The organism is Kribbella jiaozuonensis (assembly GCF_005233875.1).
Classification (GTDB): domain Bacteria; phylum Actinomycetota; class Actinomycetes; order Propionibacteriales; family Kribbellaceae; genus Kribbella; species Kribbella jiaozuonensis.
Genome location: NZ_SZPZ01000001.1, coordinates 1,938,522 through 1,965,229 on the forward strand (window position 1 = coordinate 1,938,522; position 26,708 = coordinate 1,965,229).

The following is a 26,708-nucleotide window of genomic DNA, read 5'->3' on the forward strand; positions in this document are numbered from 1 at the left end:
GGAGGCCGGGGTCCGCTGTACGGTGGACTTCCGGCCTCCTTCTCGTGGTGGACGCGACCGGAGCAGTCACCCGCCTACGGTCGGTGACATGACGCCCAGAAGAATCCTTCGAAGACTGTCTGTCACCGGTATGGCCCTGGTCCTGCTGACGCCGCTGACTTCCGCCGTCGCCCAGGCCAAGACCGAAGTACCGAAGATCGCCTGGGGGAGTTGCGGCACCGACCCCAAGCTCAAGCCGTTCCAGTGCGCAACGGTCGAGGTCCCGACGGACTACGACAACCCGCACGGACCGACCACGACGATCGCGCTGACCCGGCTGCCCGCCGGTGACCAGGCGCACAAGGTCGGCACGCTGTTCACGAATCCCGGCGGCCCGGGCGGTTCCGGTGTGGACTTCGTCCAGCAGGCCGCCCAGGTCGCGTACACCCCGGAGGTACGCGCGAAGTTCGACATCCTCGGCTTCGACCCGCGGGGCGTGAGCCGATCGGATCCGGCGACCTGCTATCCCACGGCCGCTGACGAGGTGAAGGCGTTCGCGAACGTGCCGCCGTTCCCGTTGACGGCGAAGGAGGAGCGCCAGTTCATCGTCGACAGCGCGAAGCTCGCGATCAGCTGCCGGACCACGTCACCCGATCGGCTCGCGCACTTCTCGACCGCGAACGTGGCCCGCGACATGGACCTGCTCCGGCAGGCGGTCGGCGACAAGAAGCTGTCGTACGTCGGCTACTCGTACGGCACGTACCTCGGCGCGACGTACGCCAAGCTCTTCCCGAACAACGTGCGTGCACTCGTCCTCGACGGCACGCTCAGCCCCGAGTGGTACTCCGGCTCGAACGGCGACAAGAACCCGGTCGGTGTCCGCCTCAAGCAGGGCGATGGCGCGTACGACACGTACGAGCAGTTCCTCGCCGAGTGCAAGAAGGCGGCCGCGAACTGCGTCCTCAACACGCTCGGCGACCCGAAGACCGTCGTCGAAGGCACGCTGGAGCGGTTGAAGACCCACCCGGTCGACGTCCCGCTGCCGGACGGCACCACGCTCAAGGTGACGTACGCCGTCGCCGTGGCGATCATGTTCTCGAACCTGTACGACCCGGCCGGCTTCCCGGCCCTCGCCGACATGTGGGCCCAGCTCTCCGCAACCAACCGAGCCAAGGCGACCAAGGCGCCGACAGCGCTGGTCGAGTGGAACCGCCGCAAGGAGGACTACACGACCTCGATCGGCAGTGCGCTGCAGCCGTGTGTCGAGGCCAAGCAGTCCGGCCGCGGTCCGCTGGCGTACCCGGCGTACGCCGATGCCGCCGACAAGCGTGCCCCGCACTTCGGCCGCTACCGCGCCTGGATCGGCATCCAGTGCGAGTTCATGGGCATCCGCGACACCGACGCGTTCCTCGGGCCGTGGAAGAACAACGTCAAGCAGCCCGTGCTCGTCTTCGGCACCCGGCACGACCCGGCCACGCCGTACGAAGCGACTCGTCCGTACGCCGATCTGTACCCGGACGCGCGGATGGTGACGGTCGAGGGCTACGGGCACACCACGCTCGGCAAGAGCACCTGCGCCGACGCGATGATCACCGACTACCTGACTGACCTGAAGGCACCGGCCGATGGCTCGACCTGCACGCAGGATCGCAAGCCGTTCGACCCGACGCCTACAGGGAAGAAAGCACTGACTCCGCTACCGCAATAGTCTCGTCGACCTGGTCCGCGGTGTGCTCGGTGGACAGGAACCACAGTCCGCGCGGGACGATGTTGATCCCGGCAGCGAACAGTCCCGCGTGGAACCGAGCCATCGCGGCCCGGTCGCAGGCAGCGAACGAGCGATAGTCGGTCACCTCGGCCTGGTCGGTGATGTAGGTCTGGAACACCGGACCCGGACCGTCCACCAGCAGCGGTACGCCGTGCTTTGCCGCGGCCGCGCGTAGCCCCGCCATCAATCGTTCGCCGGTCGCGTTCAGCGGCGGGTAGACGTCGTCGCGGTGCTCGTCGAGCTGATGCAGTACCGCGTCGGCGGCCGCCATCCCGACCGGGTGCGAGTTGAACGTGCCCGCGTGCGCAACCTTGCCGTCGGCAATCGTTCCCATCACCTCGGCCGATCCGACCAGCGCGGAGACCTGCATCCCACCGGCCATCGCCTTCCCGAACGCGGCCAGATCGGGTACGACGCCGAGCAGCTCGCCGGCGCCGCCCGGAGCGACGCGGAAGCCGGTGATGATCTCGTCGAAGATCAGCAACGATCCGTACTGCGCGGTCAGCTGCCGCAGCCCTTCGAGGTAACCAGGTCGAGGCGTGATGCAGCCGGTATTGCACAGCAGCGGTTCGAGGATGACGGCGGCGATGTCGTCGCCGTACTGCGTGAACACCTCCGAGACGGCAGCGAGGTCGTTGTACGGGAGGACGATCAGGTCGTCGGCGTCGTGGCGCGGTTGGCCCGCCGTACCGCCGACCGCGGTGGGATGCCGGGCGTCGCCGGCCAGGGCGAGATCCGGGTGGACGCTGTAGAGCACCGGGTCGAGCCAGCCGTGGTAGTTGCCCTCGAACTTCACGATCTTCGGCCGTCCGGTGTGTCCGCGGGCCAGCCGGATCGCGCCGTGCACAGCCTCCGATCCGACGCTGTTGAAGCGGACCAGCTCCGCTGCGGGCACCATGGCGCACAGGCGTTCCGCTACCTGCGCCTCTAGTTCGTGCTGAGCGGCGTACGCGACGCCACGGCGTACCTGAGCCGAGACCGCGTCGGCGACCAGCGGCGCGGCGTGGCCGAGCAGGTTGGGGCCTTGGCCGAGCACGTAGTCCAGGAAGCGGTTGCCGTCCACATCCCAGAGCTCTGCACCAAGCGCGTGATCCACGAACAGCGGCCGGTCGGCACGGCGTGCGTCACTGGAGACCCCGCCCGCGATCACCTGCCGGGCACGCTTGTACAGCTGGTCGGCGCGGTCGTGGGTCCTCTGCACAGGTGCCTCCAGGGCGTCAGTCGAGCTTTTCGGTGAGCAGGCGGAACTGCTGGCGAGGACGGCCGCCGCCGGTCGACCTGGCCGGGGGCAGTGGCCACGCGAGGCCTGCCTCGACCAGCTCCTTGAGCATGCGGCGTCCGGTGCGCTGGGTGACCTGCATGATGGCGGCGACGCTCTCGACGTCGACAACCAGCTGCCGTCCCGGTGTGGCGCTCATGGCGGATGCGATCGACGTGACGATCTCCAGCGCCCGCTGGTCGAGCGGAGCACTGTCGACGGGTGCGGTGTCAGCTGTAGCAGGTCCAGGCTCCAGGTCCAGGCGGTCGCTGCCGCCGTCCAGGTACACCGCAACCTTCCCGCCGGTCGCAACAGACTCCTCAACAGCCATCAGTGCGTTTGCCTCAGCTGCGCGAGCAGTCTGGCCGGTGCCGGCACCCACTGCGACCGGTACGCCGAGCTGTGCGGTCAATGCACTCAGGAAAGGCGCAACCGTGAACTGCTCGGTCAGCCGGACCAGAGCGCCGTGCGTAGTGGTGACAAGGAACATCGTGTCCGACCGACGCGCCACCGATGCGCCCACCGGACGCGCCTCGGCCAGCAGCTTCTGGTGGGTCGACAGCGCCAGCTCCTGCTGCCAGTAGTCACCGGACTCGGCCCCGGACGGAATGACTTGTACGGCGATCATCGCCAGCTGGTGCGCCCCCATCCGTGTGCCCTGACCCAGCAGTACGGCGGTCTCCAGCGCATCCCGCACACTCGACCGCGTCGGCGCGATCCGCAGCACCGGTACGCCGTCCGCACGCAGCTCGCGCTCGACCGACAGGATCGTGGTCAGGGCGACCGTGGTGTGCCGGCGCTCCCACTTGTCCCGGTGGAACGCCGCGAAGCCGTCAACCGACTCCGGTCCCTCGTACGGGACGTCGTACACCTCTGCGGTGTCCAGGCCGATCTCGCCGTACGCCTCGGTGACGTCGGCCAGCGAGAGCGAGTCGATGCTGACTCGGCTCAGGTCGACGCCTTCGATGGTCAGCGAGGCGCGCAGCAGGGCGGCGTACAGCGCGGCGCCGGTCAGTGGGAGGTGGGTGGACGGGACGGTCAGCCAATGGCCGGTGGTCGCCAGGTCGAACGCCCACGGGCCGGGGAAGACGGCCGAGTCGATCCGGTCGCGCAGCCTCAGGTACCGCTCCTCGGCGTCGGACTGGTCGTCGTACCCGCCGGTGAGGAACCGTACGCCGTGTGCGGACCGCTCGGCGACCTCCTGCCCGACTTCGGCCATCGTCTTCACCAGTCGACGCGGCCCGAACAGTCCGACTGTCACGGCCGGTACCCGCTCACCGGCCACCGGCTCCGTCTCGTCACTCATCCGTCTCGTCAACCCCTCGTTCTCCTGGCAGCGGCCGCCACCGGAACAGCTTGCGGGCGTTCCCGCTGAGAACATCTTGACGTTGACTCTCCGTCAGTGGCGCGCACACCACCCGGCCCAGCGACATGCGCTGGTCGATGAAGGGGAAGTCCGAGCCGAACAGGACCCGCCCGCTACCTACCTGGTCGACCATCGCGCTGATCATCGGTCCGGTCATCTGCGACCCGCACACCTCCAGCCACAGCGACTCGTACCGGCTCGCGGCCTCGATCGCCTCGGCCACGCCGGCCGGGGTGATACCGGCGTGGCCGAGCATGACCGCAGCACCCGGGTACCGCTCCGCAACCGTCTGGAACATCGCAGGAGCGTCGTACGGCGACTGGTGCTCGGAGTGACTCAGCACGGGACAGCCGGTCGACTCGGCAAACTCCCAGACGGCGGCGTACCGCGCACCGGTGACGGGGTAGCGATGCAGCGTCGGGTGCACCTTGATCCCGACGAACCGCTCGTCGGCCGCGAGCCGCTCGAGCTCGCGCTCCGGGTCCTGCCAGGGGTTGATCACCGCGTACGCCGCGATGCGGCCCGGGTGCGCGTCGACCGCGGCCAGCGACTGCGAATTGCCGAGGTGCGCATCTTGCTGGATCGCGCGATTCGCTGAGAGCACGGTGACATCGGTGCCGGTCAGGTCCATCACCGCGACCATCGTGGCGGCATCCGGCTCCGGGATGAAGAACAGCGAGTACGGGCCGAGATGCGCGTGGACGTCGATGATCCGGTGCGTCGGCCGGCGCCCGATCACGAGTGCCCTCCGGTGAACAGCCGACTCGCAGTGTCCGACCCGACCAGCCGGACCGTCGCGTCATCGAGACCGGACCACGCCAGCCGTACGACGCTCTCGCCGGGATCACGCAGCCCGAATCCGGTCGCAAAGACCAACCGGTCGGCGAGGTTGTTCGCGGCGAGCCACTCAACGCCTTGGTGGGCGGCGAAATCGACGAGGTCGACGTAGATGTTGGTGTGACCATCAAGTGCGGCCCAGAGCTCGCGGAGCTTGCGGTAGCCGAGGTTCGAGATGACGATCGGGAGCTCCGGGTAGCGCGTTGCGATCGCGGTCAGGGCCGGCCAGGTGATCTCGGCGGCGTCGATGCACAGGGGCAGGCGGTTGGCCTGCAGACCGGCGTACAACTCGTCGAGCAGGCTGGGGGAGAAGCCGTGTGATGCAGGGTGGATACGGAAGGCCGCGACGCCTTCGCTGACGGCGCGATCGACGAGTGCGGTGAGTGAGTCCAGTTCGCCCGGGGTGGCAGGGATCGCGGTCCAGCAGGCGAGTACGCCGCGGTCGGCGAGGCTGTGCGCGATGGCGGAGGCCTCCGCGTTGCCGCCGATCGGATCGTGCAGCCAGGACGCCATCGCACTGACCAGCGCTCCCGACAGCTCGAACCGGTCGAGATGCGCGGCAATCGCATCCCGGTCCGTCGCGGGCTGCAAGCTGGCCGGGTGCGCCCCGGTCACCACCCGCGCATCGAACCACCCGTACGTGACCTCATCCATGAACCGTCCCCCCTTCAACAGTCCACGCGCCGGCGTGCGGCAGCGTCAAGTGCGCCCAGCCGTCGTCGACCTCCGCGTCGATGACGATGCCGTTGAGGCGGAGCTCGCCGGAGGCACGGACCCGCAGGCCGCAGCGTCCGGAGCAGGTGACGACGTACCGCGACCCCTCGACCAGGACGTTGATCTGATCTGTGGAGCGGACGAGGTCAGGTAGCTCCCGCACCTGCCAACCGGTTGCCCAGGACAACTGTCCGTTGGCCGAGCGGGTCCAGCTTGATGCGCCGATCCTGTCGGTTGTGGAGCCTTGCATGATGACCAGATCGCCGTCGACCCGGGTGACCGTGACATCGGGGGCGTCGCCCCGGTGCGGTATGAGGACCGTGGTGAAGTTCCCACTCGAGCGCTCGAGCGACAGCGAATACAGCGGGCCATACTCAGCCGTTCGACTCTCCACGATCGGGTGGCGAGCGACGCCCTCATAAGTCTCCACGGTGGTTGCCGCCGGATCGCCGGCCTCGATCAGCAACAGGCCGGGCGAGCCGGCGTCGTACGTCAAAGGCCCGACCTGCCGCCACGGATGCAGCGCGTGCCACATCGCGCGGAACGTGTGCGGCCCGTCGGCCTTGTCCGTCACGACGACGTACGCCGGTTCCTCGCGCACCATCGCGATCGTGCGTGCCTGCTCCAACCCGTTCCCGTGATGCCGCCCGGAGAAGGCCGCAACCGGACCGGTATCGACCAGTGGATCAACCGACACCCGCCGATCCGTCGACAACTCGAGGTCGTCCACGCGCACCGTGTTGTGCCCGCGGCCCGACTGATACCAACTCAAATAGCCAGGATCGTCGTAGCTCGGCGGCCCGCCCGCCTCCCACAACAACGGCTCACCCCACCCGTCCAGCACCAGATCGAGAACGGCGCGATGCGAATGCGACTCCAGTTCGTGCTCGATATGCGGCCCGTGGTTGATCACCGCCCGCAACTCGTCACCCCGCAGGATCGTGTACCCGGACTCGGGCAATACGGTTGCCAACGGCAAAGGTTTGTCCTGAACCGAGCCGCCACGCGACAGCAGCTCAGCAGGCCAGACGATCCCGCTGTCCTGCAGATGCGGTATCCATCCTCCTGACGACACCAACTCACGCAGCCAGGTGTGCATCGCGGCGAAGCGAGGATGCCCAGCCACCGCCGGATCGATCCGTGCCGCGGTCTGCAGCGCGCTCAGCACCATCCCGTGGTACCCGGGCGACCGCTCGTAGTGCCCGCCATCGGGATAGATGTCCAGCACCAGATGCTCTTCGATCCGCTCGCGCGCACGCTCCGCCCAGGCCGCCGACTCCACGAGTGAGGGCAGTACGGCGCTGACATGCAGCAGCTCGGTAGCGCACACCAGTTGCCAGTTCCCGTGGCGGAACACGTCATGCTCGTCGTACGCCCAGCGCGCCCCACCGACCAGCGTCGCCACCAGCCGCCCCCAGACACGGTCGGACAACGATGACGGGGTCAACACCTCCAGTGTGGGCAGAAGGTTCCGGCACCGAGCCCAGGTGCCAAGCGAGTACCAGATCACATCCAGCCCCGGCCACTCGCCGGTGACCGAGTCGCGCCGCTCGACCCACTCGTCCAGATGCCGCTCGAAGGCGCGCAGGTAACGATCGTCGCCGGTCAGCAACCAGGCATCGACACCAGGCTTCAGCCAGCCGAGGTAGTGGAAGCCGTACAGCTGCGACCGGCCCTTGCCCAGCCCGGTCACGTCCACACCGTCGAGCAACGGCGCTGCAGCTTCTAGTACGCCATCCGACGAGTCTGGCAACGGCCAGGCAGGACGCTGCATCCGAGACCCCACGAAGGCGCGGAGTCCGGCCAGATCATCCGCCGGCGACCCGAACGCCTTCAGCAGGTCGTCCGTACTGATCTGGTTGATCCGCGCGTCGATGTGCCGCGGCTTCTCGGGCCCAGTACTCATGCGACCTCGACCGGCTGGCGGGTCTCGATCGACAGATGCGCGGCCTCGAGTACGGCGGTCACGTCGCGGCTGCTCTCGATCGTGATCAGCGGCTGCCTGCCGGTGAGGCAGCAATCGACCCAGTGCGCGATCGCGTCGGCGTACGCACCGGCCGGGATCCCGTGCATGACGCGCTGCAGCATGTTCCGTGGGTAGCTGTAGCCCTCCGGTCGCGCCAGTACGACGCTCTCCTTCTGCCGGTCCAGCTGTACGACGCCGTTGTCGGCGATCACCGAGACGTACGAATCGACCGTGGTCGGGAACGTGTTCGGATAGATCCACGCCGACTCGAACGTGGCGACCGCTCCGCGCGAGTACTCCGCCTGGATCTGGATCGCGTCCGGGGTGTCGATCCCGAGCGACCGCAGCTTGCCCCAGCGAGCGGTCGCGTAGACCTGGCGTACTTGATCGCGGAGCAGCCACGAGACCAGGTCGATGTCGTGGCTGGACAGGAACCAGGCACACGTCGTGCGCTCGGCCCAGGACAGCATCTCGGTCGGTACGAAGATCGTGTCGTCCTTGCGCGCGTACGCGACCGCGGCCTCGCCGAGATCCGCGAGCAGCTCGTACGCCTGTGCGTACGCCGGAACCCAGCGGTGGTTGAACAGACACATCGCGATCACGTCGTTCTCGCGGATCGCCTTCACTGCGGCGTCGGCCTCTGCGACCGAGGTGGTCATCGGCTTCTCGACCAGGATGTGCTTCCCGGCCTCGGCCGCGCGCACCATCATCTCGCCGTGCATGTCGTCCGGAGTCGTGAGTACGACGGCATCCACCGCGTCATCGGCGAGGAGTGCGTCGAGGTCGGGATGGATCGTGGGCCGTGCCGCGCCCCGTTCGGCGATCTCGTCGGCCAGCCGCCCGGCCGAATCCGCCGACCGACTCGTCACCGCAGTGATCCCGGCGTCGGTCCGGCCGGACAACGACAGCGCGTTGCCACGCCCCATGATCCCGGCCCCGACGATCCCGATCCTCAGCACGCTCATTTCCCCTTCGCCAGAGTGTCGTTCCACGCCTTCTCGGCGTCGTCCAATGCCTGCTTCGCCGTCTTGGTACCCGACATGTACGCGCGGATCTGGTCGTCGAACAGCTGTCGCAACTGCTCGTCGTTCCCCGATCCCATCGACGCGTCCACGCTGGTCTTGAACGTGTCGACCAGGATCTTGCGGGCCTGGTCGGCCGGCGTGTTCCCGGAGATGTCGGTGAAGAACGGATCCGCGAGCGCCTTCACCGACGACGGGTAGATCGGCACGAGCTTGCAGAGTGCGAGCTGCTGCTCGGGCGCCGCGACGTACTTGAGCCACGCGGCCGCCGCGGCCTGGTTGTCCGACTTCGCCGGGATCCCCATCACCTGCTGGCCGGACATGTAGTACTTGCCGTCGGCACCGGTCACCGGCGGGCCGACCACGATCGACGAGTAGACGGCGGGCGCGTTCTTCTCGACGTTCAGCAGTGAGCTGGAGACGGCGGCCGGGTTGAACGCGATCAGCTTGTTCTCCAGCGACTGCGGCAGGTCCCGCGGGTTCTCACTCAGGCTGCCGGGCGCGATCGCGCCGGATGCGAACAGCGGCTTGAACTTCTCCACCAGTGCGAGGGTCTCCGGCGTGTTGAACGCGGCCGTCTTTCCGTCCTCCGAGAGCAGCGGGATCTCGTCGGCCTGCACCACACTCGAGTACGCCATGAAGTTGGTCGCCGACTTGCCGGTCGCGTCGTGGTACTTGGTCGCGAGTGTCAGCGCATCGTCGTACGTCTTCGGCGGCTTGGCCGGATCGAAGCCGGCCTTGGCCAGCAGATCCTTGTTGTAGAAGGAGAGCGACGTACCGCCGTTGTACCAGGGGATCGCGATGCGTTTGCCGTCGACAACCAACGGGTCGGCCAGGTTCGGCAGGTAGGCGGCGACGTCGTCCTGGCTGAACAGCGAGCTCAGGTCCGCCATCGACCCGGCGAACAGTCCGGTGGTGGCGGAGGTGAAGTTGACGACGTCCGGCACCTTCCCGCTGGCGATCGCGGCCAGCAGTTTGGTGGTGATGTCCGCGCCCGGCACGTCCACCCAGTTGATGTGGACCTTCGGATGGTCCTTCTGGTAGGCGTCGATCCACTTCTGGATGTCGGGCCCGTAGTTCTTCTGCAGGTTGATCGTCCACCACTCGACGTCACCGGAGTACGCGTCGCTGGACTGCTGCTTCGGCTCGTCGCCGCCGGCCGGGCTGCCCGAGACACAGCCGGACAGAGCCAATGCGAGAGCGGCGCCCACCGCGAGGTACCTGAGCAGGGATCGGGCCATGAGTGGCTCCTCAGAACGGAATGTCCTAAACCTGGCTTACAGACACCACAGTGTTCGACATCTTTTGACCGGAGTCAACGGACGGTCGCAGAAATTTCTCAGAGTTAGCGCTTCCCGCTGGCGTGCGCGTGAGCTACGGTTCCGGACATCAAGGAATCTGAAAGCTGGGTTTCAGACATTAGGGGCGACCCATGCGAGGACGTGTAGTCGGGCAGCACTGGTACACGCCGTACGTGTTCATGCTGCCCGGGCTGCTGTTCTACGCCGCGATGTTCGCCTGGCCGGCCGTGATCGCGATCCAGTTGGCGTTCTCCGACTACGACATCGTCCATCCGGTCCGCTTCACCGGGCTGGACAACTTCATCCGGCTCGGCCAGGACCCGCGGGTCTGGATCGCCCTGCGGAACTCGCTGCTGTTCGTGCTGATGTTCCTGCCGTTGACCGTGATCGCGCCGCTGTTCCTGGCCATGCTCGTCAACCTCAAGCTGCGCGCGATCCAGGCGTTCCGGATGCTCTACTACCTGCCGGTGATCACGTCGATGGTCGCGGTGGCGGTCGCCTGGCGGTACGTCTTCAACCGCGAGGGCGTCGTGAACTGGCTGCTCGGCCTGTTCGGCGCCGGGCCGATCGACTTCCTGCTGGATCGGCACTGGGCGCTGCCGACCGTCGTACTGCTGGAGGCGTGGAAGAACGCCGGGTTGTTCATGATGATCTACCTGGCCGGGCTGCAGGCCGTGCCGTCGGACCAGGTCGAGGCGGCGACGATCGACGGCGCGAACGCGTGGCAGCGGCTGCTGCATGTCGTCGTACCGGCGCTGCGGCCGACGTTCGCGGTCACCCTCGTGCTCAGCATGCTCGAGGCGATGCGCGCGTTCGAATCCGTCTACGTGCTGACCCGCGGCGGACCGCTCGACTCGACTCTCACGCTCGGCTACTACATCTGGTCCAAAGCCTTCCAGGACTACGACATGGGCTACGCGAGCGCGGTCGGCCTGCTGTTGTGGGCGATCACGATCGTGCTGGCCGGCTTCAACCTCCTGGTGACCCGACGGAGGGACGGCTGATGGCCCGCCGCCTGTACCGGAACCGGCCCCGGATCAACATGCGTCGCGTCGGCCTCTACGTGCTGCTGATCGCGGTTGCGGCGCTGTTCGTCGGGCCGTTCCTGATCCTGCTCAGCTCGGCGACCAAGCCCGCCAGCCAGGACGTGTTCGGGTTCCCGCCCGACCTGATTCCGCGGCCGCCGGTCGCCGACTGGTTCCGCGAGGCGTGGACGACGATCCCGTACGCGCGGTTCCTGGTGAACTCGGTGATCTATGTCGGCATCACGGTCCCGATCTACCTGGTGATCTCCGCGCTGACGGCGTACCCGCTGGCCAGGATCGCGTTCCGCGGCCGCGGCGTGTTCTTCATGCTGTTCCTGTCGATCATGTTCCTGCCCGGTGAGCTGATGCTGATCCCGCGGTTCCTGGTGATGAGCGAGCTCGGGCTGACCGACACGTTCGCCGCGGTGATCCTGCCCGCGGTGCTGTCGTCGCTCGGGATCTTCCTGCTTCGGCAGGCGTTCTCGCAGATCCCGGACGAGATCGTCGAAGCGGCCCGGATGGACGGCGCGAACGAGTTCGCGATCTTCTGGCGGATCTGCGTACCGATCGTCGCGCCGACACTGGCCGTGCTCGCGATCCTCGGCTTCGTCTCGGTCTGGAACAGCTTCATCTGGCCGCTGGTCGTGCTGACCAGCCAGTCGAAGTACCCGATCGCGCTCGGGATCGCCTACCTGAGCGGCGTCGCCGGGACCGATGTCCGCGGTCTCGCGGCCGGGACCGTGATCTCGCTGGTCCCGGTGATCTTCGTCTTCCTCCTGCTGCAGAAACGCATTCTCAACAGCATGGGCGGTGCAGTCAAAGGCTGAGCCGCCCTCCCGTCCACCTGTGAGGCCTTCATGCAACCGTTCAGCCGCCGCACGCTCATTCTCGGAACGACAGCCGGTGGTGTCGCCGCCTGGGCCGGCATCCCGGCCCTGTCGGCATCCGCCGATCCACTCGTCTACGACTCGCCCGAAGCCTTCGACGTCGCGCAGGCTGGCTACCTGGCATCCGATCCGCAGGACAACGAGGCCGGTGTCTACGCCTGGGGTGAGTCCTACTTCCTGCTCAGCCTGCTCCGGATGTACGAGGCATACCAGGACGAGCGCTACCTGCGCACGTTCGAGGACCGCGCCCGGCACCTGATGAAGACCACCGACCACGCCCGCCACGTCACGGACTACGCCGGCCGGTCCGGCAAGGTCTGGCGTACGGCGGGCAACTACACCGCCGGCCACGGCGTCCTCCCTGACGGAGATGGCAACCCGGCCATCCAGCTCCGCTGGGCCGGCTCCAGGTCCGCCGAGTCGACCGCCGAGGTCTCGAACGTTGCCGACGGCACCTTTGACCTCGTACTCCGCAACCCGGCCACCACGACCGTCGTCACGCTGCCCGGCGTCAGCCTCGATCCCGCCGCACCGACGTACGCCGTGACCGCGGTCAACAACGCCTACACGGCAGGGCTGCGCTGGACCGCGGCCGAGCTCCGCACAACTCCGGCAGCGGCGCCCGCGCCCGCAGCGGCGACGATCACCTTCCAGCCGCAGTACTACGTCTTCGCCGTGCACACCGGCATGGTCGCGTTCCCGTTGGCGCGCTATGCCCGGATGGTGTTGCAGTCGCGCAAGCTCCGGTCGCGGCAGAAGTTCGCGCGGGAGGTGCTCGACGCGGCCACGGCAGCCGTTGCGTTCCACGATCCCGAGTGGGTCTCGCGGCCGGACGGTACCGGCGACTACGTGTGGCCTAAGGGTGCGCCGATCCCGTTCGACGGGACGATCCAGCCGTACAACCAGAGCCAGGGCATCGGCCAGGTGCTGGTCGAGCTGTTCCGGGCCACCAAGCAGCCGCGCTACAAGACGTGGGTCCAGCAGATGCTGAAGGCGTACCAGCCCGCGCTCCGGCTCGTCGACGGCGCGTACGTGTGGACCTACTGGCCGCCGTACAGCGAGCTGTATGCCGGTTACCCGAAGACCGCTGGGATCTCGGAGTACACACCGTCGTATCCGGCGTCCAAGCAGATCGAGGATCTGAGCCACGCGGCGATCAGCACCGAGTTCGTGCACGCGGCGTACGACGCGGGGATCGACGGGGGAGCGGTCACGGACGTGACGGTCTTCGCCAGGACTTTCACGCAGAAGCTGATCCGGTCCGCGAACGAGGTCTGGTTCCGCGTCGACGGGACCGGCGACGCCGTACCGGCCAACGCGGTGCAGTGCGCACGATGGGGCGAGTACGCCGAACAGGACCTGCTGATCTACCAGCAGTCCCTGCGCGTGTACGACGCCGTACAGCTGATGCCGGTGCAAGGCTCGCACGCATTGGGTATCGCGTACCTGAACTGGGCGAAGAACTCTGGTTGGAGGAACAAGTGAGACTGCTCCGGATCCACACCGACGACGGTCTGCGCGACGCCGTACTCGACGGGGACGGCCGGGTCCGGCCGTTGCCGGGCGCCGCGGAGCCGTTCGACCTGGACCGGCTGCGAGCGCGGTCGACCACGGCCGAGCCGGCTGTGGACTTCGAGGAGGTGAACCTCGCCGCGCCGTTGAGTCCCGGGAAGATCGTGTGCGTCGGCCTGAATTACGCCGACCATGCGGCCGAGGGCGGGCAGGAGGCGCCGGCCGAGCCGATCCTGTTCATGAAGGCGCCCGACACGGTCGTCGGAGCGCGTGACGACGTGATCATTCCGCGGGGTAGCGAGAAGACCGACTGGGAGGTCGAGCTCGGTGTGGTGATCGGCCGCACCGCGTCGTACCTCGCCGATGAAGCCGGGGCGATGGAGCACGTCGCCGGGTACGTGCTCGCCAACGACGTGTCCGAGCGGCATTTCCAGCTCGAGCGCGGCGGCCAATGGGACAAGGGGAAGAACTCGGCGACGTTCTGCCCGCTCGGTCCGTGGATCCTGACCGCGGACGAGGTGCCGGATCCGCAGGCGATCAAGCTCGGGCTGGACGTGAACGGCGAGGTGCTTCAGGACAGCTCGACGGCCGAGATGATCTTCGGCGTCGCGCACCTGGTCCACTACATCTCGCAGTTCATGACGCTGTACCCGGGTGACGTGATCAGCACCGGTACGCCGGCCGGCGTCGGCGCAGGCCAGAAGCCGCCGCGGTTCCTCCGCGCGGGCGACGTACTCCGGACCTGGGCCGACGGCCTGGGCGAACAGCACAACCGGCTTCGTTAGCTCCTCAGCGCGGCGGCGATCGAGTCCGCGATCGGTGTGGTGGGACGACCGATCAGCCGGGTGAGGTCGCTGCCGCGGCCGGCCAGCAGGCCGCGCTCGATCGCGGCGTCGACACCCACGAACAGCTGTGCCACCGGCTCCGGCAGCCCGGCGCCGACCAGCACCTGCGCGTGGTCCTCCGCCGAGAGGTTGCTGTAGGCAACCTCTTGGCCGGACTGCCTGGCGAGCTCGGCGGCGTACTCCGTCAGCGTCCACGCGACGTCGCCGTTCAGCTCGTACGCCTTCTTCTCGTGCACGTCCCCGGTCAGTACGACGGCCGCCGCGGCCGCGTAGTCCCGGCGCGCGGCCGAGCCGATCCGGCCGTCGCCGGCGCTGCCGACAACACCGTTCGCCAGCTGGACGGGGATCTGGTCGGTGTAGACCTCGTTGTACCAGCCGTTGCGGAGGAACGTGTACGGCAACCCCGAGTCGAGGATCGCCTGCTCGGTCGCGCGGTGATCGGCGGCCAGGTCGAAGTCGGCCTCCGGACCGCCGAGCGCGCTGGTGTACGCGATCCGCGCGACGCCGGCATCCTTCGCGATCGCGATGATCGACTTGTGCTGGTCAAGACGGTTCGGCTCGAGGCCGGAGATCAGCAGAAGGGTGTCCCCGGCGCCGATCGCCTTCGCCAGCGCGGCCGGGTCGTTGTAGTCGGCGATCCGGACCTCGACGCCGCGGTCCGCGATCGGGGCGGCCTTCTCGGCGTTCCGCGCGACCGCGACGACCTGGCCGGCGGGGACCCGCTGCAGCAGCTCGTCGATGACGAGGTTGCCCAGGTGACCGGTTGCTGCGGTGACGACGATGCTCATCTGTACTCCTAGTCGTTGGCTTCTGTCACCGACAGTAGGCCGAGCGATCGAGCGGATCTATGTCCATCAAGCGCTGATTTATGTCTCATCGTCTTGATGAGTGCGCGTATGATGAAGGACATGGATGTGCTCGCAGATGTCGTCGGTGCGATGAAGACCGGCCCGGCCACGTCCGGGCGCACCGACGTGCGGGGTCCGTGGGGGCTGCGGTTCGTGCATTCGTTCGGCGCCACGTTCCACCTGATCCTGCAAGGTACGGCGTGGTTGCTGCCGCCGGACGGCGACCCGATCCCGCTCGGACCGGGCGATGCGGTCCTGCTCCCGCGCGGGCTCGACCACGCGCTCGTCGACCATCCCGACTCGCCGACAGTCGCCTTCGACCCGACCGTCGAGGAGCCGCCGCAAGGTCAGGGCGCCCGCGCGCTGCTGCTGTGCGGCACCTATCGCCTCGATCGCGAGCGCCCGCACCCCGTGCTCACCAAGCTGCCCGACGTGGTCGTCGTACCGGCGGACCCGGGTCGCCACCGTTCGTTGCATACGGCAATCAGCATCCTCGGTGAGGAGCTCGACGCGCAGCGGCCCGGCTCGGCCGCCGTCGTACCGGCGCTGGTCGACGCGTTGCTCGTGCTGATCCTGCGGGCCTGGCTCGAGGACCACGAGTGCTCAACCGAAGGTTGGGCGCAGGCGCTGACCGATCCGTCCGTCGTGCAGGCTCTGGAGTTGATCCACGAGAAGCCGGGGGCCGCGTGGACGGTCGCTGATCTGGCCGCCGATGTCGGGTTGTCGCGGGCTGCGTTCGCGCGCCGGTTCACCGAGGCGGTGGGCGAGCCGCCGCTGACCTACCTGTCCCGTTGGCGGATGACGACGGCGGCGCGGCTGTTGCGTGATCACGATCGCCCGCTCGCCACGGTCGCGAAGGAGATCGGCTACACGTCGGAGTTCGCGTTCGCGAAGGCGTTCAAGCGCGACTTCGGCGTACCGCCGGGGACCTACCGCAAGCAGCTCACGCCGGCCTGACCGTCAGATCCTCAGGGCGCAAGGTCGCGACCAGTTCGCCCCGGCTGCGTACGCCGACCTTGGTGAACGCCGACTTCAGGTGGTCCTGGATCGTGTGCGGCGAGATCGACAACCGGTCGGCGATCTCGGTCGTCGTGTGCCCGGAGATGACCTCCAGGCAGATCTCCCGCTCGCGCGTGGTCAGGCCGTACGCCGCCAGCAGCATCCCGACCAGGTGATGACCCGACGCCGGCTCGATCGTGACCACGACTTCGTCGTCGCCGTCTCCGAGCAATCGGCTGCCCTGCAACACGACCCATCCGCCTGACGCCGACTGCACCCGCGCCTGGAACGTCCCGCCGGCCGCCACCCGCGTGCCGGTGACCACCGCGCGCAGCAGTACGTCGAACCGCCCGGGCGCGATCTCGTTCAGCTCGTCCTGCCAGGTCCGCGCGGCCGCGGTGATCGCCCGAGGTTCGCCGTTCGGCCCGGTGACGACGATCGACGGGCCGACCCCTCCGCGGTACCCGTGCGCATCGGTCCGCACTGCGACCCGCGTCGCCGCACCGATCACCGGCGCCACCGACCCGAGGAACTCCACCTCGCGGTCGTTGAAGTCAGGCCCGCTCCGGACGAACCCGGCCGCACCCCAGCAGTCGCCGTCGACGGTGAACGTGGTTCGCACCTCGTGCTCGATCCCGAGCGGCCGCCACACCTCGTTCAGTCGCCTGTGCCCGACAACCTCGCGGTGCGGCAGGTCGGACAGCCGCGCGACCCGGCGATCGTTCCGGGCCAACTCGGCGAACGAGTTCGGGACGCTGCCGGCGTACTCCGTCTCCGCCAGCCTCGGCTCGTACTCCGAGGGGATCCGCGCCTGACCGCTGGTCATCGAACTCATCACCAGCGTTCCCGGATCCAGGCCGGCCCAGCAGGTCAGCTCGCTGCCGACGACCCGTTCGACCACCTCGATCGCGGCCGCGTGCAGCCCGGCGACGCCCATCCCCGACGTCGCCAGTGCCGCGATATCCCGGCGCGCAGCCCGGGCCCGGCCCTCCCACATGGGCTCAGTATGCGCCGCCGTACCGGGGCCGCCTATCCCGGAAATGTGGGGATTCCGGCCGGCGCTCGAGCCCAGCCGGACGGGATTTCGGCGAGGGCCGCGGCTTCCTACCGTCGCGGTCATGACCGAATCAGTGCATCTGAGCAATGCCGGCAGCGGGGTCGAGCACACCGCTCCGGATGCGACCGTGACCGTCAAGATCGGCGCCGAACACACCGACGGGCAGTACGAGCTCTTCGAGATCGACGCGCCCCGCGGCGACGCGACGCCACCGCACAGCGAGTCCTGGAGCAAGGCGTTCTACGTGCTGCAGGGCCGGATCCTCGTCCAGGCAGGCGATCAGGGCTACGACCTCGGCCCGGGTTCGTCGATCAGCATCCCGGCCGGCACGCTGAACACCTTCTCGGTGCTCACCCCGGCGGCGAAGTTCCTCACCATCAGCCAGACCGGCCGGATGAGCGAGCTGTTCGGGAGCCCGGCATGAGTACGGCGGCGCAGGTCCTGGCGATCGTCATCGCGGTGATGCTGACCGCGGTGTTCGTGATGGAGTCGATCCTCTACCGGCACCCGAAGCTGTATCCGCTGTTCCTCACCAAACCGACCGACTTCGACGCGGTCCGGCTGTGGACCGTGAACCTGGGCTGGTACAACCTGACCACCGCGGCCGCGCTGGTGATCGGCGTCGTCCTCGCGGCGAACGGACACGAGTCGGCGGGCAACGCGCTGGTGACCTTCACCGCGGCGCAGCACACGTTCCTGGCCGTCGTACTGGTCGTCTCCGAGCGCCGGTTGTGGTTCAACGCGCTCCTGGAAGGCATTCCTGCCGCGGTTTTGCTCATCCTCATGCTGTAGGAAAGTTACGAACTCTGCGCAATCATGGGCATGAAACACCGTGCACACTCAAGGTTCCCGGATGGTCACCGAGCGTTCGACATTCCGGGGGCCTGCCGCCCTGAGTACCCGTGAAGGTGAGGTCCATGAGCCCAATCAGTCGCAGGACCCTTGTTCTCGGCGGACTCGCCGCGGCTGGTGTCGGCGCCCTCCCGGCTGCCGCCCAGTCGTCAGTGATCACCGCTACCGCCGCCGTCCCGTACCCGTTCCAGCTCGGCATCGCATCCGGTGAGCCGGACGCGAACAGCGTCGTGCTCTGGACCCGCCTGGCCCCGTCGCCGACCAACGCCGACGGCCAGGGCGGGATGGCGAACGCCGATGTCGCCGTGGACTGGCAGGTGTCGACCACCGACACCTTCAGCACGCTGGTCGCGTCCGGCACCGTCACCGCGAAGTACGCCGCCGCGCACTCGGTGCACGCCATCGCCGGCGGCCTCAACCCCGATTCCGACTACTTCTACCGATTCCGTGCCCAGGGCCACGTCTCGCCCGTCGGCCGGACCCGCACCACGCCGGCCATCGGCACCGCAGGCCGGAACCTGGTGATGGCGTTCACCTCCTGCTCGCACTACGAGGAGGGCTACTTCACCGTCTATCGCCGGATGGCCGAGGAGAACCCTGGCGTCATCCTGCACCTCGGCGACTACATCTACGAGTACGGTCCGACCACGGGCCGCCCGCGACTCCACCTCGGCAACGAGGTCGTGTCGCTCGCGGACTACCGCCGGCGGTACGCGCAGTACAAGACGGACCCCGACCTGCAGGCTGCGCACGCGGTCGCGCCGTGGATCGTCGTACCGGATGACCACGAGGTGGAGAACAACTACGCCGGCACCGTGCGCGAGAACAACACGCCGGCGCTGACCGCGGCGCAGTGGACCGCGCGGCGTTCGGCGGCGTACCAGGCGTACTACGAGAACATGCCGCTGCGGCCTGCTCAGGTGAACAGCGGCAACAGCATCCAGCTGTACCGGCGGCTGCGGTGGGGGAGTCTGGCGACGTTCCACATGCTCGACACCCGGCAGTACCGCAACGACCAGGCCTGTGGTGACGGATGGAAGCTGTGCTCGGACGCTGATCTGGCCAGCCGCAGTCTGCCTGGCAACCCGCAGGAGACCTGGCTGCTGGACGGTCTGGGGCAGCACCTGGGTACGTGGGACATCATCGGCCAGCAGGTGTTCTTCGCGCGCCGGTTCAACTCCACCGGCGCGAGCATGGACTCCTGGGACGGGTACCGCGCTTCGCGGGCGCGGATCCAGCAGGGCTGGGTGGATCGGTCGGTCCGCAACCCCGTCGTACTCACCGGGGATGTGCACCGGGCGTGGGCCAACGACCTCAAGGCCGACTACAACAACGCGAACTCGGCGACGATCGGCACTGAGCTCGTCACCAGCTCGGTCACCTCGAGCGGTGACGGCGACGCGTCCACCGCGGTGCCGGATGCCGGTACGAACCCGTGGCTGAAGTTCTACAGCAACCGACGTGGGTACATCCGCGCAACCGTCAGCCCCACCGAGATGCGAGCCGACTTCCGGAACGTGGCAAAGGTGTCGGAGCACGGCGCCGCTGCGGCGACAGCGAAGTCGTTCGTGATCGAAGAGGGCCAGCCCGGACTGCAGGCGGTGTGACATGAAGAAGATCCTTGCTCTTGGGGTTCTCGCAGCCACCGCGCTGGTTGCCACAGCCACACCCGCCGACGCTCAAATCGCCGCACCCACGTGGGTCACGGCGAACAGTGTGTCCACCGGTGACCAGGACAACGCGTCCATAGCGATCAACCGGAGCGGGTACGTCGCCGTGGCGTGGGAGGACGACCGCGACACCGACAACGCGACCGACAACGTCCACAGCGACATCTGGGTGCGGCTGTTCCACAACGGCACAGCTGTGTACGAGAAGAAGCTCTCTGTCGGTGGCGACAGCGGAGTGACCAACTGGCGCCACCTGCACCCGGACGTCGGCCTCGACGACAAGGGCAATGCGGTTGTGGTGTGGCAGGACGACCCGGACGGCAACGGCTTCTACAACATCCCGTACCGCGTCCTGAACACAGCCGGCACGGTGACCGCGTCCGGCAACGCCAACACGAGCGCGACTGGTCAGCAGATCAACCCGCGGGTTGCTGTGGACCCGGACGGCGCACCGTCCACTGCCGCAGTCGCGTTCACCGTTGCGTGGGAGGACATCCAGACCGGTACGCCGGCCACCGTGAAGGCGGCCGGCTACACCGGACCGACCACGCGCGCCTGGGAGGTCACCGCGTCGCAGACGACCGGGCAGCACCACAACCCGGATGTGGCCATGTCGGCGTCGGGTGACGCCGTCGTCGTCTGGGACGAGGACGGCGACGCCAACGCCGACTACAACATCGGCCTGATCCGTCTGGGCCGGACGAACGGCGCAGCCACCCTGTCCCGCCGGGTTGCCAACGCGACGACCACAGGTCAGCAGACGCACGCAGCCGTGGCCGCTAACTTCAACGGCGACTTCGCGGTCGCATGGCAATCAGGTACGGCGCTCAGCACGCGCTCGTTCGACTCGTCCGGCGCCGCGCGGTACGCCGACGCACAGGTCGCGGCCGGCGGCATCGCACCGTCGATCGGCATCGACGACCAGGCGCAGAGCGTGGTCGGCTGGACGGTCCAGGCCACCGACCTCGACGTGTGGATCCGTGGCTTCGGCACGGACGGCACGGACACCGGCCGGCTGTCGTCGCAGCAGCTAAGCTCTGCAACGGCTGGCCGGCAGGAGCAGATGTCGGTCGCGGTCTCGCCGTACGCCGAAGTTGCTGTCGCCTACACCGACGACAACGACGGCAACACGTACGACCAGGTCATCCTCGGCACCGAAATCTCCAACAACAGCTGGTGATTCAGCTGATCGAGAACCACAGGATCGCAGCCAGCACCAGCTCGACCCAGAAGTAGAACCAGATCGGATAGAAGGCGGCCGGCCGGTCGAACACCCGCCCGATCAACCGGCCGGCCGCCATCCCGGCCAACGCAACAGCGACGGCGATCACCGCCCCACGGCGGATCCCGTCGTCCAGCAGTGCGACGACCAGCATCCCGGCGACGGCAAGCCCGAACCCGCCGTACACGGCCCGTACTTCGCTGCGTGCGTTCGGCCCGCTGACCTGGATCCCGAACGGCCGCACGAGCGCGGCGGGTGCGGCGAGTCCGTAGATCCCCATGCCGGCGAAGAAGACAGCGACGACGATGATCCCGATCACTTGCCGAAGGCTACTTCGTGGACGGGCTGATCGTGCTGAGGACGGCGTTGGCCGACGTCACCACGTCGAGGCTGGTGATGTCTTGCAGGGGGATGGACGTGCTGGCCGGTACCTGCGCCTGGTAGCTGCCGTTCGACGCCCACCAGCCGGCGGTCTCGGTGGTTCCGTTGCGGCTGTGGACGATCAGCATGCAGTGCTCGTCCGGCCGCAGGTCTTTCAACCGGAGCTGGATGTCCGTACCCCAGCCATGACTGGTCAACTTCGCGGTGGTGTCGATGCCGCCGACTCCGTCCGTCGCTGTCCAGGTAGCCGAGGCCGGAGCTGACAGCAGGCCCCAACCAAGCACACCGCTGACCATGGCCGCCGACGCTGCCGCCAGCACCCAGCGCCGCGGCCGCTTCTTCTTCGTGAGCGTGAGCGGCGCCGGCTCCGGCTGGTCCGTCTCGAGGTCTTCAACCGGTACGGCGTGCAGCAGGCCCGGGAGGTGGGCGAACTGCAGCAGCGTCTCGCGGCAGGTCGCGCAGGTCGCGAGGTGCTCCTCGGTCGCGCGACGTTCGGACGTCTCCAGCGCACCGAGCACGTAGGCGCTGATCGACATCGTCTCCGGGCACGTCATGAGCCGGTCACTCCTCGTTCCTCCAGCGCCGCGCGGAGTGCGTGCAGCGCGTAGTAGCTCCGCGACTTCACCGTCCCCGGCGGTACGCCGAGCACCACCGCCGCCTCGTTGACGGTCCGCCGCTTGTAGAACAGCTCGACGATCACCTGCCGGTGGTCGTGGCTCAGGCCGCGCATGACCTCGATCACCTGCCAGACCTGCAGCACGTGGTCGATGTCGTCGCCGAGCGCCGCGAACTCACGGTCGTCGATCGGTACTTCGGTCACCCGGGCCGCCTGTTTGCGGTGCCCGGAGATCACCAGGTTGCGTGCGACCGTGAAAAGCCAGCGGCCGGCCCGGTCCGGGTCCAGTTCCGACGCGTGCGACCAGGCCCGCGCCATCGTCTCCTGCACGATGTCCTCGGCGTACTGACGGTCGCCGCCCACCGAGCGCAGGACATAGCCGTAGAGCGGCCGCCGGTACTTGTCGTACAACGCGCGGATCACCGTGTCGTCATCCACACCTCAGAACTACGCACAAGAGCGATAGAAGGTTCAACTGAACCTGTCGGCGGTATCCCGCGTATCTGCTGGTGAAAGGAGATAGCGATGAAAACGACAGTATTGTTGCTCGGAGCAACGGTGGCCGCGGTGGGAACGCTGGCTGCGTGTGGCGGCGGATCGAGCGCTCAAACGACGACCGGCGGGGCTGCGGCAGGGGCCGCGGTATCGGTCCAGAACGTGAGCGGCGTCGGTCAGACGCTGGTCGACTCGTCCGGCAAGACGCTGTACTTCGCCGACCAGGAGGCCGGCGGGATGGTGAAGTGCACCGGCAACTGCTTGAGCTTCTGGATGCCGGCGACCGGTACCGCTACCGACGCGAAGTCGGTGACCGGTCTGGGCGTGATGAAGCGCTCCGACACGGGCGCGGATCAGCTCACCTTCCAGGGCAAGCCGCTCTACACCTTCAAGCTCGACTCCGGCGCCGGCAAGGCCCAGGGCAACAACGTGACCGACTCATTCTCCGGCACGAGCTTCACCTGGCACGCCGCGACCACCACCGCGGCCGCAGCCCCCACCCAGCCCCCGTCCAACTCGTCAGGCGGCGGCTACGGCTACTGACGCTTGTACACCGCAGTCAGCCGTCCACGCGCGATGGCGTCGGCAGTGAAGCGGTAGTGGTGCGTGCCGCTCGGCGGGCAGGGACCGGCGTACGACGGTTCGCCCGCGGAGTTGTTCGCCTGCATGGCGCCTGGCGGCGTGGAGCCCTCTGACAGCTCGGTTGTCTGCGGTGCGAGATCGAGCAGCACCCAGTGCGTGAAGGTGCCGTTGGGCGCATCCGGGTCGCTACCACCGCAGCCGGCAGTCAGTAATAGGCGCTCGTCAACAGCATCAGACGCACGCCATCACGGTATCGGTTTACTTGCGCGGGACCAGCTTGATGACCGGTAGTTCTCGGTCGGTTTTGACCTGGTACTCCGCGAACCGTGGTGCGGCGGTGGTGATGCGATCCCACGCTTCCGCTCGCTCGGCGCCGTGGAGTTGCTCGGCGTGGACCTCGAGGGTCTTGCCGTCGATGTCGATCTGGATGTCCGGGTTGGCGGCGAGGTTGTAGTACCAGGCGGGGTTGCCGGGAGCGCCGGCGGCGGAGGCGACGATCAAGCGGCTGCCGTCGGCGCCCGGGAACCAGCCGACCGGCGTACGCCGTTCCTCGCCGGACTTGCGCCCGATCGTCCGCAGTACCAAAGCGTCGAAGCCCATGAACTTCGCGCCGCGGCCGATCCGGCGGGCCATCAGGCCGTTCATCCAGCGCATCACCCGTCCCTTCGGCTGACGCGCGCCGCGGGTGCCGGCCTTCGTGTCGAAGCTCATCGCGAACTCACCTCGCCGTGCACGGTGCGCGTCGTGCTGACCGTGTCGTCGTACCCGAAGGGCTTGCCCTCGAGGTTGAAGCTCCAGGAAGTGGTCGGCGTGATCCGCAGGTAGTTGCCCGGGCCGAAGCGGCCGGTGCGCTCGACCAGCTCGGCCTCGCCGTAGATGCGCAGGTAGCGGGGGATCCAGGGATCGGTCGAGGGGAGGTCGTCGAGGATCACGGCGACCTTGGTGTTGCCGGCCCGCACGTTGCGGAACTTCCGGGTGCGCACCGGGTCGACGCCGCCGATGTAGAGGTGCGTGCCGTCGTACTCGAACCCCACCGGTACGGCGTCCGGCTGCCCGTCGGCCCCGACCGTGGCCAGCCGCGCGATGCGCTGGGACCGCAGGTACTCGAGCTCCTCGTCGCTGAAGGACATCGGACCTCCTCAATAGTTAATGGCATTTACTGTATGCATCGTTAACTATACATGCCCTGTACCGTGGAGCTGTGAGTGAGACGGAGGTCGCCCCGGCGGCCGTCCGCACGGGTCCGCTGCACAGCGTCGACCCGGCGGCCGGCCAGCTGGACGCGGCCGCGGGGCTGATCCAGCTGACTTCGCTGGTGCAAGGCATCTACGCGCGGGTTTCCGAACGGCACGATCTGACGCCGGTCCAGGCCAAGCTGCTGTGTGTGCTGCTCGGCGGTCCGCGTGGGATGGCTGAGCTGGCGGCTTGTTTCGGCGTCGAGAAGGCGGCGCTCACCGGGCTGATGGACCGGGCCGAGAAGCGCGGGCTGGCGGAGCGTTCTCCGGTCCCCGGCAACCGGCGGGCCCTGCAGGTCAACCTCACCGACGCCGGTAGGCGGGCCGCTACGGCCTTCCACGCGGAGGTCGGCGAGGCGCTCAACAAGCTGCTGGCGGACCTGAGCCCGGCCGATCGCGAGCAGTTCCGCGCCACCATGGCCGGCATCGTCACCAGTTGCCGCAGCGGCTGCTGACCGTCCACGCGCTGAACCGCGGTGCCGCGTGGATAGCGGTTTCCGATACGATCTGGGCGTGTCTAAGCCGTTGAGAACCTGAGGTGTCCGCCGTCATCGGTGCCTTCGGCGCGCTGGTCGCGGTCGCCGTCCTCGGGTACGTCGTCGGCCTTCTCGGCGTACTGCGGTCGCAGGACGAGCTCGTGCTGTCCCGGCTGGCGTTCTTCGTCGCGACGCCGGCGTTGCTGTTCACGACGGTCGCGCGGGCAGACCTGCGGGCAATCTTCTCGGTCGTGCTGGTCACCAACCTGCTGAGCCTGTTCGTGGTCCAGGTGGTGTTCGTCGTGGTCGCAGTGGCGATCTGGCGGCGCACACGGTCCGAGACCACGATCGGTGTGCTCGCGTCGTCGTACGTGAACGCCGGGAACCTCGGCGTACCGGTGGCGGCGTACGTGCTCGGGAACGGTGCGTTGGTCGCACCAATCGTGTTGTTCCAGGTCGTGATCATGGCGCCGATCGCGTTCGCCGTACTCGACCACGATCGGCAGGGGACCGGGCGGCGGGTGTCGGTGCGGACGATGGTGACAAGGCCGTTGCGCAATCCGCTGACCGTCGCGTCGTTGCTCGGGTTGCTGTTCTCGCTGCTGGGTGTGCGATTGCCGGACCTGGTGATGCGGCCGATCGACCTGGTCGCGGCGGCGGCCGTGCCGGTTGCGTTGATCGCTTACGGGTTGAGCTTGAGCGCCGGGACGAAGGATTCGGTCAGCCTGCAGCGGGACGTCGTACTGGCGGTAGGACTCAAGACCTTCGCCCAGCCGCTGGTCGCCTACACCATTGCCCGCTGGGTCCTGGACCTTCACGGGACCGCACTCCTGGCGCCGACCCTGCTGGCCGCTCTGCCGACAGCCCAGAACGTTTACGTCTACGCGGTCCACTACAAGGCGAGCCGGACGCTCGCACGCAGCGCGGTCCTGCTCAGCACGCTGCTGTCGATCCCGGTGATGATTCTGATCGCGGGTCTGCTGGCCTAGCGCATGGCTTTGAAGGCCTCTTCGGCGACGGGCTCGACCTGGTCGACGTTGACGCCTTCGTTCGCGGACTGGGCGATGACCGTGAGGGTGTTGGAGCCGCGGTAGCACTGGGTCGGCAGGTTGCCGGACGACTCGACGCAGGTGGAGCTGCCGATCTTCTTGATGTTGTCCGCGGTCGCGCCGGAGTCGGCGACGGTCTTGTCGATGTCGACCTTGCCGCGCAGCGCGATGATCACGAACATCCGGTTGCCGTCGATGGTCCCGTACGCCTCGACCGTCGCCTGCTTGCCGTTGTTGATCCGGCTCAGTGCCTGGCGCGTCTGGTCCAGCTGCAGCTGGTTACGGATGTTCGCGTCGGTGATCCGGTCGAGTCCGGCCAGCTTGGCCGGCGGGGTGATCCCACGCTCGGTGTTGAGCCGGTTGAGCGGCCCGAGACCCCAGATGTAGCCGAGCAAGGCCAGTGCGAGCAGGATGACGAGCGCCGCGACGACGGTCACCCACGGACCGCGGACCTTGATCCGCCGCCACCACTTCTTCTTGGGTTGCTCGGTCTTCTTGTCCCCAGGTGTTTCCCCAGCGGGTTTCTCGGCAGTTGCCGGGACGGCGGCCAGCTCGGCGGTGTCCGCGCCGGCGTCGGCCGTGGTGACGGCCTTCTCCGTCGGCTTCGGATCCGCCGGGTTGGTGGGGTCGCTCATGGGGTGGCTCCTCGGACGTTCGGTCACGGGGTTCGGACCCGATGCTTCCACATCAGCACAAACCGGTCTCGCAGGGTAGTCGTTCGGCGACACGTGCCGGTGCCCGCCTCC

The 26,708-nt window shown here is 67.9% G+C and carries 29 protein-coding genes; 13 read left to right on the plus strand and 16 right to left on the minus strand.

Annotated elements, in window-relative coordinates; all coding sequences use genetic code 11:
* Positions 1-88: 88 nt before the first annotated feature.
* Positions 89-1,687, plus strand: coding sequence for an alpha/beta hydrolase (locus FDA38_RS09385; protein ID WP_137253623.1), 1,599 nt, complete (start codon positions 89-91; stop codon positions 1,685-1,687).
* Here the strand turns inward: FDA38_RS09385 and FDA38_RS09390 are convergent.
* The 7 genes from FDA38_RS09390 to FDA38_RS09415 are packed head-to-tail and all read right to left on the minus strand — an operon-like array spanning position 1,650 to position 10,151.
* A complete protein-coding gene (locus FDA38_RS09390) occupies positions 1,650-2,948 on the minus strand; it encodes an aspartate aminotransferase family protein (RefSeq protein WP_170989641.1) in 1,299 nt (432 codons plus the stop codon). The two genes, FDA38_RS09385 and FDA38_RS09390, sit on opposite strands and share 38 nt — an antisense overlap.
* Positions 2,949-2,964: 16 nt before the next feature.
* Positions 2,965-4,311, minus strand: coding sequence for a hypothetical protein (locus FDA38_RS42130; RefSeq protein WP_170989642.1), 1,347 nt, complete (start codon positions 4,309-4,311; stop codon positions 2,965-2,967).
* A complete protein-coding gene (locus FDA38_RS09395) occupies positions 4,304-5,110 on the minus strand; it encodes an amidohydrolase family protein (RefSeq protein ID WP_137253625.1) in 807 nt (268 codons plus the stop codon). The genes FDA38_RS42130 and FDA38_RS09395 overlap by 8 nt, the downstream gene beginning before the upstream one ends.
* Positions 5,107-5,862, minus strand: coding sequence for an amidohydrolase family protein (locus FDA38_RS09400; protein ID WP_137253626.1), 756 nt, complete (start codon positions 5,860-5,862; stop codon positions 5,107-5,109). Before FDA38_RS09400 ends, FDA38_RS09395 begins: the two co-directional genes overlap by 4 nt.
* Positions 5,855-7,828, minus strand: a complete 1,974-nt coding sequence (locus tag FDA38_RS09405; RefSeq protein WP_137253627.1) for a heparinase II/III family protein — start codon at positions 7,826-7,828, stop codon at positions 5,855-5,857. The genes FDA38_RS09400 and FDA38_RS09405 overlap by 8 nt, the downstream gene beginning before the upstream one ends.
* Positions 7,825-8,853 carry a Gfo/Idh/MocA family protein gene (locus FDA38_RS09410; RefSeq protein ID WP_137253628.1) on the minus strand — a complete coding sequence of 343 codons (1,029 nt, stop codon included), beginning with the start codon at positions 8,851-8,853 and terminating at the stop codon, positions 7,825-7,827. Before FDA38_RS09410 ends, FDA38_RS09405 begins: the two co-directional genes overlap by 4 nt.
* The gene (locus FDA38_RS09415) at positions 8,850-10,151 is read right to left on the minus strand and encodes an extracellular solute-binding protein (RefSeq protein WP_137253629.1); all 1,302 of its coding nucleotides are present in this window, start codon (positions 10,149-10,151) and stop codon (positions 8,850-8,852) included. The genes FDA38_RS09410 and FDA38_RS09415 overlap by 4 nt, the downstream gene beginning before the upstream one ends.
* A gap of 191 nt (positions 10,152-10,342) precedes the next feature.
* Here FDA38_RS09415 and FDA38_RS09420 point away from each other — a divergent pair, with 191 nt between their 5' ends.
* From FDA38_RS09420 to FDA38_RS09430, 4 genes are read left to right on the plus strand one after another with little or no spacing between them, the layout of a single operon-like run.
* A complete protein-coding gene (locus tag FDA38_RS09420; RefSeq protein WP_137253630.1) occupies positions 10,343-11,215 on the plus strand; it encodes a carbohydrate ABC transporter permease in 873 nt (290 codons plus the stop codon).
* On the plus strand, positions 11,215-12,063 hold the full coding sequence (locus FDA38_RS09425) for a carbohydrate ABC transporter permease (protein ID WP_137253631.1): 849 nt from the start codon (positions 11,215-11,217) through the stop codon (positions 12,061-12,063). Before FDA38_RS09420 ends, FDA38_RS09425 begins: the two co-directional genes overlap by 1 nt.
* Before the next feature lie 30 nt (positions 12,064-12,093).
* A complete protein-coding gene (locus FDA38_RS42135) occupies positions 12,094-13,608 on the plus strand; it encodes a hypothetical protein (RefSeq protein WP_170989643.1) in 1,515 nt (504 codons plus the stop codon).
* Positions 13,605-14,420 carry a fumarylacetoacetate hydrolase family protein gene (locus tag FDA38_RS09430; RefSeq protein ID WP_170989644.1) on the plus strand — a complete coding sequence of 272 codons (816 nt, stop codon included), beginning with the start codon at positions 13,605-13,607 and terminating at the stop codon, positions 14,418-14,420. The genes FDA38_RS42135 and FDA38_RS09430 overlap by 4 nt, the downstream gene beginning before the upstream one ends.
* Here the strand turns inward: FDA38_RS09430 and FDA38_RS09435 are convergent.
* Positions 14,417-15,268 (minus strand): SDR family oxidoreductase, encoded by an 852-nt coding sequence (locus FDA38_RS09435; protein WP_137253633.1) that lies wholly within the window; start codon positions 15,266-15,268, stop codon positions 14,417-14,419. The two genes, FDA38_RS09430 and FDA38_RS09435, sit on opposite strands and share 4 nt — an antisense overlap.
* Before the next feature lie 120 nt (positions 15,269-15,388).
* Here FDA38_RS09435 and FDA38_RS09440 point away from each other — a divergent pair, with 120 nt between their 5' ends.
* A complete protein-coding gene (locus FDA38_RS09440; RefSeq protein ID WP_137253634.1) occupies positions 15,389-16,285 on the plus strand; it encodes an AraC family transcriptional regulator in 897 nt (298 codons plus the stop codon).
* On the opposite strand, the gene FDA38_RS09445 is transcribed toward FDA38_RS09440, so the two are convergent.
* A complete protein-coding gene (locus tag FDA38_RS09445) occupies positions 16,272-17,324 on the minus strand; it encodes a helix-turn-helix transcriptional regulator (protein ID WP_137253635.1) in 1,053 nt (350 codons plus the stop codon). The genes FDA38_RS09440 and FDA38_RS09445 overlap by 14 nt on opposite strands.
* Before the next feature lie 121 nt (positions 17,325-17,445).
* On the opposite strand from FDA38_RS09445, the gene FDA38_RS09450 reads away from it, so the two are divergent.
* The 4 genes from FDA38_RS09450 (at position 17,446) to FDA38_RS09465 (ending at position 21,086) form a co-directional block, all read left to right on the plus strand.
* Positions 17,446-17,808 carry a cupin domain-containing protein gene (locus tag FDA38_RS09450; RefSeq protein WP_137253636.1) on the plus strand — a complete coding sequence of 121 codons (363 nt, stop codon included), beginning with the start codon at positions 17,446-17,448 and terminating at the stop codon, positions 17,806-17,808.
* Positions 17,805-18,176, plus strand: a complete 372-nt coding sequence (locus FDA38_RS09455) for a DUF1304 family protein (RefSeq protein ID WP_137253637.1) — start codon at positions 17,805-17,807, stop codon at positions 18,174-18,176. Before FDA38_RS09450 ends, FDA38_RS09455 begins: the two co-directional genes overlap by 4 nt.
* 125 nt (positions 18,177-18,301) lie before the next feature.
* Positions 18,302-19,843, plus strand: coding sequence for an alkaline phosphatase D family protein (locus tag FDA38_RS09460; RefSeq protein WP_137253638.1), 1,542 nt, complete (start codon positions 18,302-18,304; stop codon positions 19,841-19,843).
* Position 19,844: 1 nt separating this feature from the next.
* Complete coding sequence (locus FDA38_RS09465; RefSeq protein ID WP_137253639.1) at positions 19,845-21,086, plus strand: hypothetical protein; 1,242 nt, start codon at positions 19,845-19,847, stop codon at positions 21,084-21,086.
* 1 nt (position 21,087) lies between these two features.
* On the opposite strand, the gene FDA38_RS09470 is transcribed toward FDA38_RS09465, so the two are convergent.
* The 3 genes from FDA38_RS09470 to FDA38_RS09480 are packed head-to-tail and all read right to left on the minus strand — an operon-like array spanning position 21,088 to position 22,563.
* Positions 21,088-21,447, minus strand: a complete 360-nt coding sequence (locus FDA38_RS09470; RefSeq protein ID WP_233714612.1) for a DUF4345 domain-containing protein — start codon at positions 21,445-21,447, stop codon at positions 21,088-21,090.
* A gap of 10 nt (positions 21,448-21,457) precedes the next feature.
* The gene (locus FDA38_RS09475; protein ID WP_137253640.1) at positions 21,458-22,063 is read right to left on the minus strand and encodes an anti-sigma factor family protein; all 606 of its coding nucleotides are present in this window, start codon (positions 22,061-22,063) and stop codon (positions 21,458-21,460) included.
* Entirely contained in the window at positions 22,060-22,563 is a 504-nt protein-coding gene (locus FDA38_RS09480) for a sigma-70 family RNA polymerase sigma factor (RefSeq protein ID WP_137253641.1), read from the minus strand. Before FDA38_RS09480 ends, FDA38_RS09475 begins: the two co-directional genes overlap by 4 nt.
* An 87-nt stretch (positions 22,564-22,650) precedes the next feature.
* On the opposite strand from FDA38_RS09480, the gene FDA38_RS09485 reads away from it, so the two are divergent.
* On the plus strand, positions 22,651-23,163 hold the full coding sequence (locus FDA38_RS09485) for a COG4315 family predicted lipoprotein (protein ID WP_137253642.1): 513 nt from the start codon (positions 22,651-22,653) through the stop codon (positions 23,161-23,163).
* Here the strand turns inward: FDA38_RS09485 and FDA38_RS09490 are convergent.
* From FDA38_RS09490 to FDA38_RS09500, 3 genes are read right to left on the minus strand one after another with little or no spacing between them, the layout of a single operon-like run.
* Positions 23,157-23,411: a YbhB/YbcL family Raf kinase inhibitor-like protein gene (locus FDA38_RS09490; protein WP_137253643.1), complete on the minus strand. Its 255-nt coding sequence runs from the start codon at positions 23,409-23,411 to the stop codon at positions 23,157-23,159. The two genes, FDA38_RS09485 and FDA38_RS09490, sit on opposite strands and share 7 nt — an antisense overlap.
* 49 nt (positions 23,412-23,460) lie before the next feature.
* On the minus strand, positions 23,461-23,913 hold the full coding sequence (locus tag FDA38_RS09495; protein ID WP_137253644.1) for a nitroreductase/quinone reductase family protein: 453 nt from the start codon (positions 23,911-23,913) through the stop codon (positions 23,461-23,463).
* Positions 23,910-24,332 carry a PPOX class F420-dependent oxidoreductase gene (locus FDA38_RS09500; protein WP_137253645.1) on the minus strand — a complete coding sequence of 141 codons (423 nt, stop codon included), beginning with the start codon at positions 24,330-24,332 and terminating at the stop codon, positions 23,910-23,912. Before FDA38_RS09500 ends, FDA38_RS09495 begins: the two co-directional genes overlap by 4 nt.
* A gap of 71 nt (positions 24,333-24,403) precedes the next feature.
* Between FDA38_RS09500 and FDA38_RS09505 the strand changes: the two genes are divergently transcribed.
* Both FDA38_RS09505 and FDA38_RS09510 read left to right on the plus strand, forming a co-directional pair.
* Entirely contained in the window at positions 24,404-24,892 is a 489-nt protein-coding gene (locus FDA38_RS09505; protein ID WP_170989646.1) for a MarR family winged helix-turn-helix transcriptional regulator, read from the plus strand.
* Positions 24,893-24,975: 83 nt separating this feature from the next.
* Entirely contained in the window at positions 24,976-25,902 is a 927-nt protein-coding gene (locus FDA38_RS09510; RefSeq protein WP_137253647.1) for an AEC family transporter, read from the plus strand.
* On the opposite strand, the gene FDA38_RS09515 is transcribed toward FDA38_RS09510, so the two are convergent.
* On the minus strand, positions 25,899-26,597 hold the full coding sequence (locus FDA38_RS09515; protein WP_233714613.1) for a hypothetical protein: 699 nt from the start codon (positions 26,595-26,597) through the stop codon (positions 25,899-25,901). The two genes, FDA38_RS09510 and FDA38_RS09515, sit on opposite strands and share 4 nt — an antisense overlap.
* Between the last annotated feature and the right edge of the window lie 111 nt (positions 26,598-26,708).

Excerpts from the sequence above, each read along its gene's own strand:
- FDA38_RS09385 (WP_137253623.1), top strand. The coding sequence starts at position 89 with ATGACGCCCAGAAGAATCCTTCGAAGACTGTCTGTCACCGGTATGGCC.
- FDA38_RS42130 (WP_170989642.1), bottom strand. The coding sequence starts at position 4,311 with ATGAGTGACGAGACGGAGCCGGTGGCCGGTGAGCGGGTACCGGCCGTG.
- FDA38_RS09400 (WP_137253626.1), bottom strand. The coding sequence starts at position 5,862 with ATGGATGAGGTCACGTACGGGTGGTTCGATGCGCGGGTGGTGACCGGG.
- FDA38_RS09405 (WP_137253627.1), bottom strand. The coding sequence starts at position 7,828 with ATGAGTACTGGGCCCGAGAAGCCGCGGCACATCGACGCGCGGATCAAC.
- FDA38_RS09410 (WP_137253628.1), bottom strand. The coding sequence starts at position 8,853 with ATGAGCGTGCTGAGGATCGGGATCGTCGGGGCCGGGATCATGGGGCGT.
- FDA38_RS09415 (WP_137253629.1), bottom strand. The coding sequence starts at position 10,151 with ATGGCCCGATCCCTGCTCAGGTACCTCGCGGTGGGCGCCGCTCTCGCA.
- FDA38_RS09420 (WP_137253630.1), top strand. The coding sequence starts at position 10,343 with ATGCGAGGACGTGTAGTCGGGCAGCACTGGTACACGCCGTACGTGTTC.
- FDA38_RS09425 (WP_137253631.1), top strand. The coding sequence starts at position 11,215 with ATGGCCCGCCGCCTGTACCGGAACCGGCCCCGGATCAACATGCGTCGC.
- FDA38_RS42135 (WP_170989643.1), top strand. The coding sequence starts at position 12,094 with ATGCAACCGTTCAGCCGCCGCACGCTCATTCTCGGAACGACAGCCGGT.
- FDA38_RS09435 (WP_137253633.1), bottom strand. The coding sequence starts at position 15,268 with ATGAGCATCGTCGTCACCGCAGCAACCGGTCACCTGGGCAACCTCGTC.
- FDA38_RS09440 (WP_137253634.1), top strand. The coding sequence starts at position 15,389 with ATGGATGTGCTCGCAGATGTCGTCGGTGCGATGAAGACCGGCCCGGCC.
- FDA38_RS09445 (WP_137253635.1), bottom strand. The coding sequence starts at position 17,324 with ATGTGGGAGGGCCGGGCCCGGGCTGCGCGCCGGGATATCGCGGCACTG.
- FDA38_RS09450 (WP_137253636.1), top strand. The coding sequence starts at position 17,446 with ATGACCGAATCAGTGCATCTGAGCAATGCCGGCAGCGGGGTCGAGCAC.
- FDA38_RS09455 (WP_137253637.1), top strand. The coding sequence starts at position 17,805 with ATGAGTACGGCGGCGCAGGTCCTGGCGATCGTCATCGCGGTGATGCTG.
- FDA38_RS09460 (WP_137253638.1), top strand. The coding sequence starts at position 18,302 with ATGAGCCCAATCAGTCGCAGGACCCTTGTTCTCGGCGGACTCGCCGCG.
- FDA38_RS09465 (WP_137253639.1), top strand. The coding sequence starts at position 19,845 with ATGAAGAAGATCCTTGCTCTTGGGGTTCTCGCAGCCACCGCGCTGGTT.
- FDA38_RS09475 (WP_137253640.1), bottom strand. The coding sequence starts at position 22,063 with ATGACGTGCCCGGAGACGATGTCGATCAGCGCCTACGTGCTCGGTGCG.
- FDA38_RS09485 (WP_137253642.1), top strand. The coding sequence starts at position 22,651 with ATGAAAACGACAGTATTGTTGCTCGGAGCAACGGTGGCCGCGGTGGGA.
- FDA38_RS09495 (WP_137253644.1), bottom strand. The coding sequence starts at position 23,913 with ATGAGCTTCGACACGAAGGCCGGCACCCGCGGCGCGCGTCAGCCGAAG.
- FDA38_RS09500 (WP_137253645.1), bottom strand. The coding sequence starts at position 24,332 with ATGTCCTTCAGCGACGAGGAGCTCGAGTACCTGCGGTCCCAGCGCATC.
- FDA38_RS09515 (WP_233714613.1), bottom strand. The coding sequence starts at position 26,597 with ATGAGCGACCCCACCAACCCGGCGGATCCGAAGCCGACGGAGAAGGCC.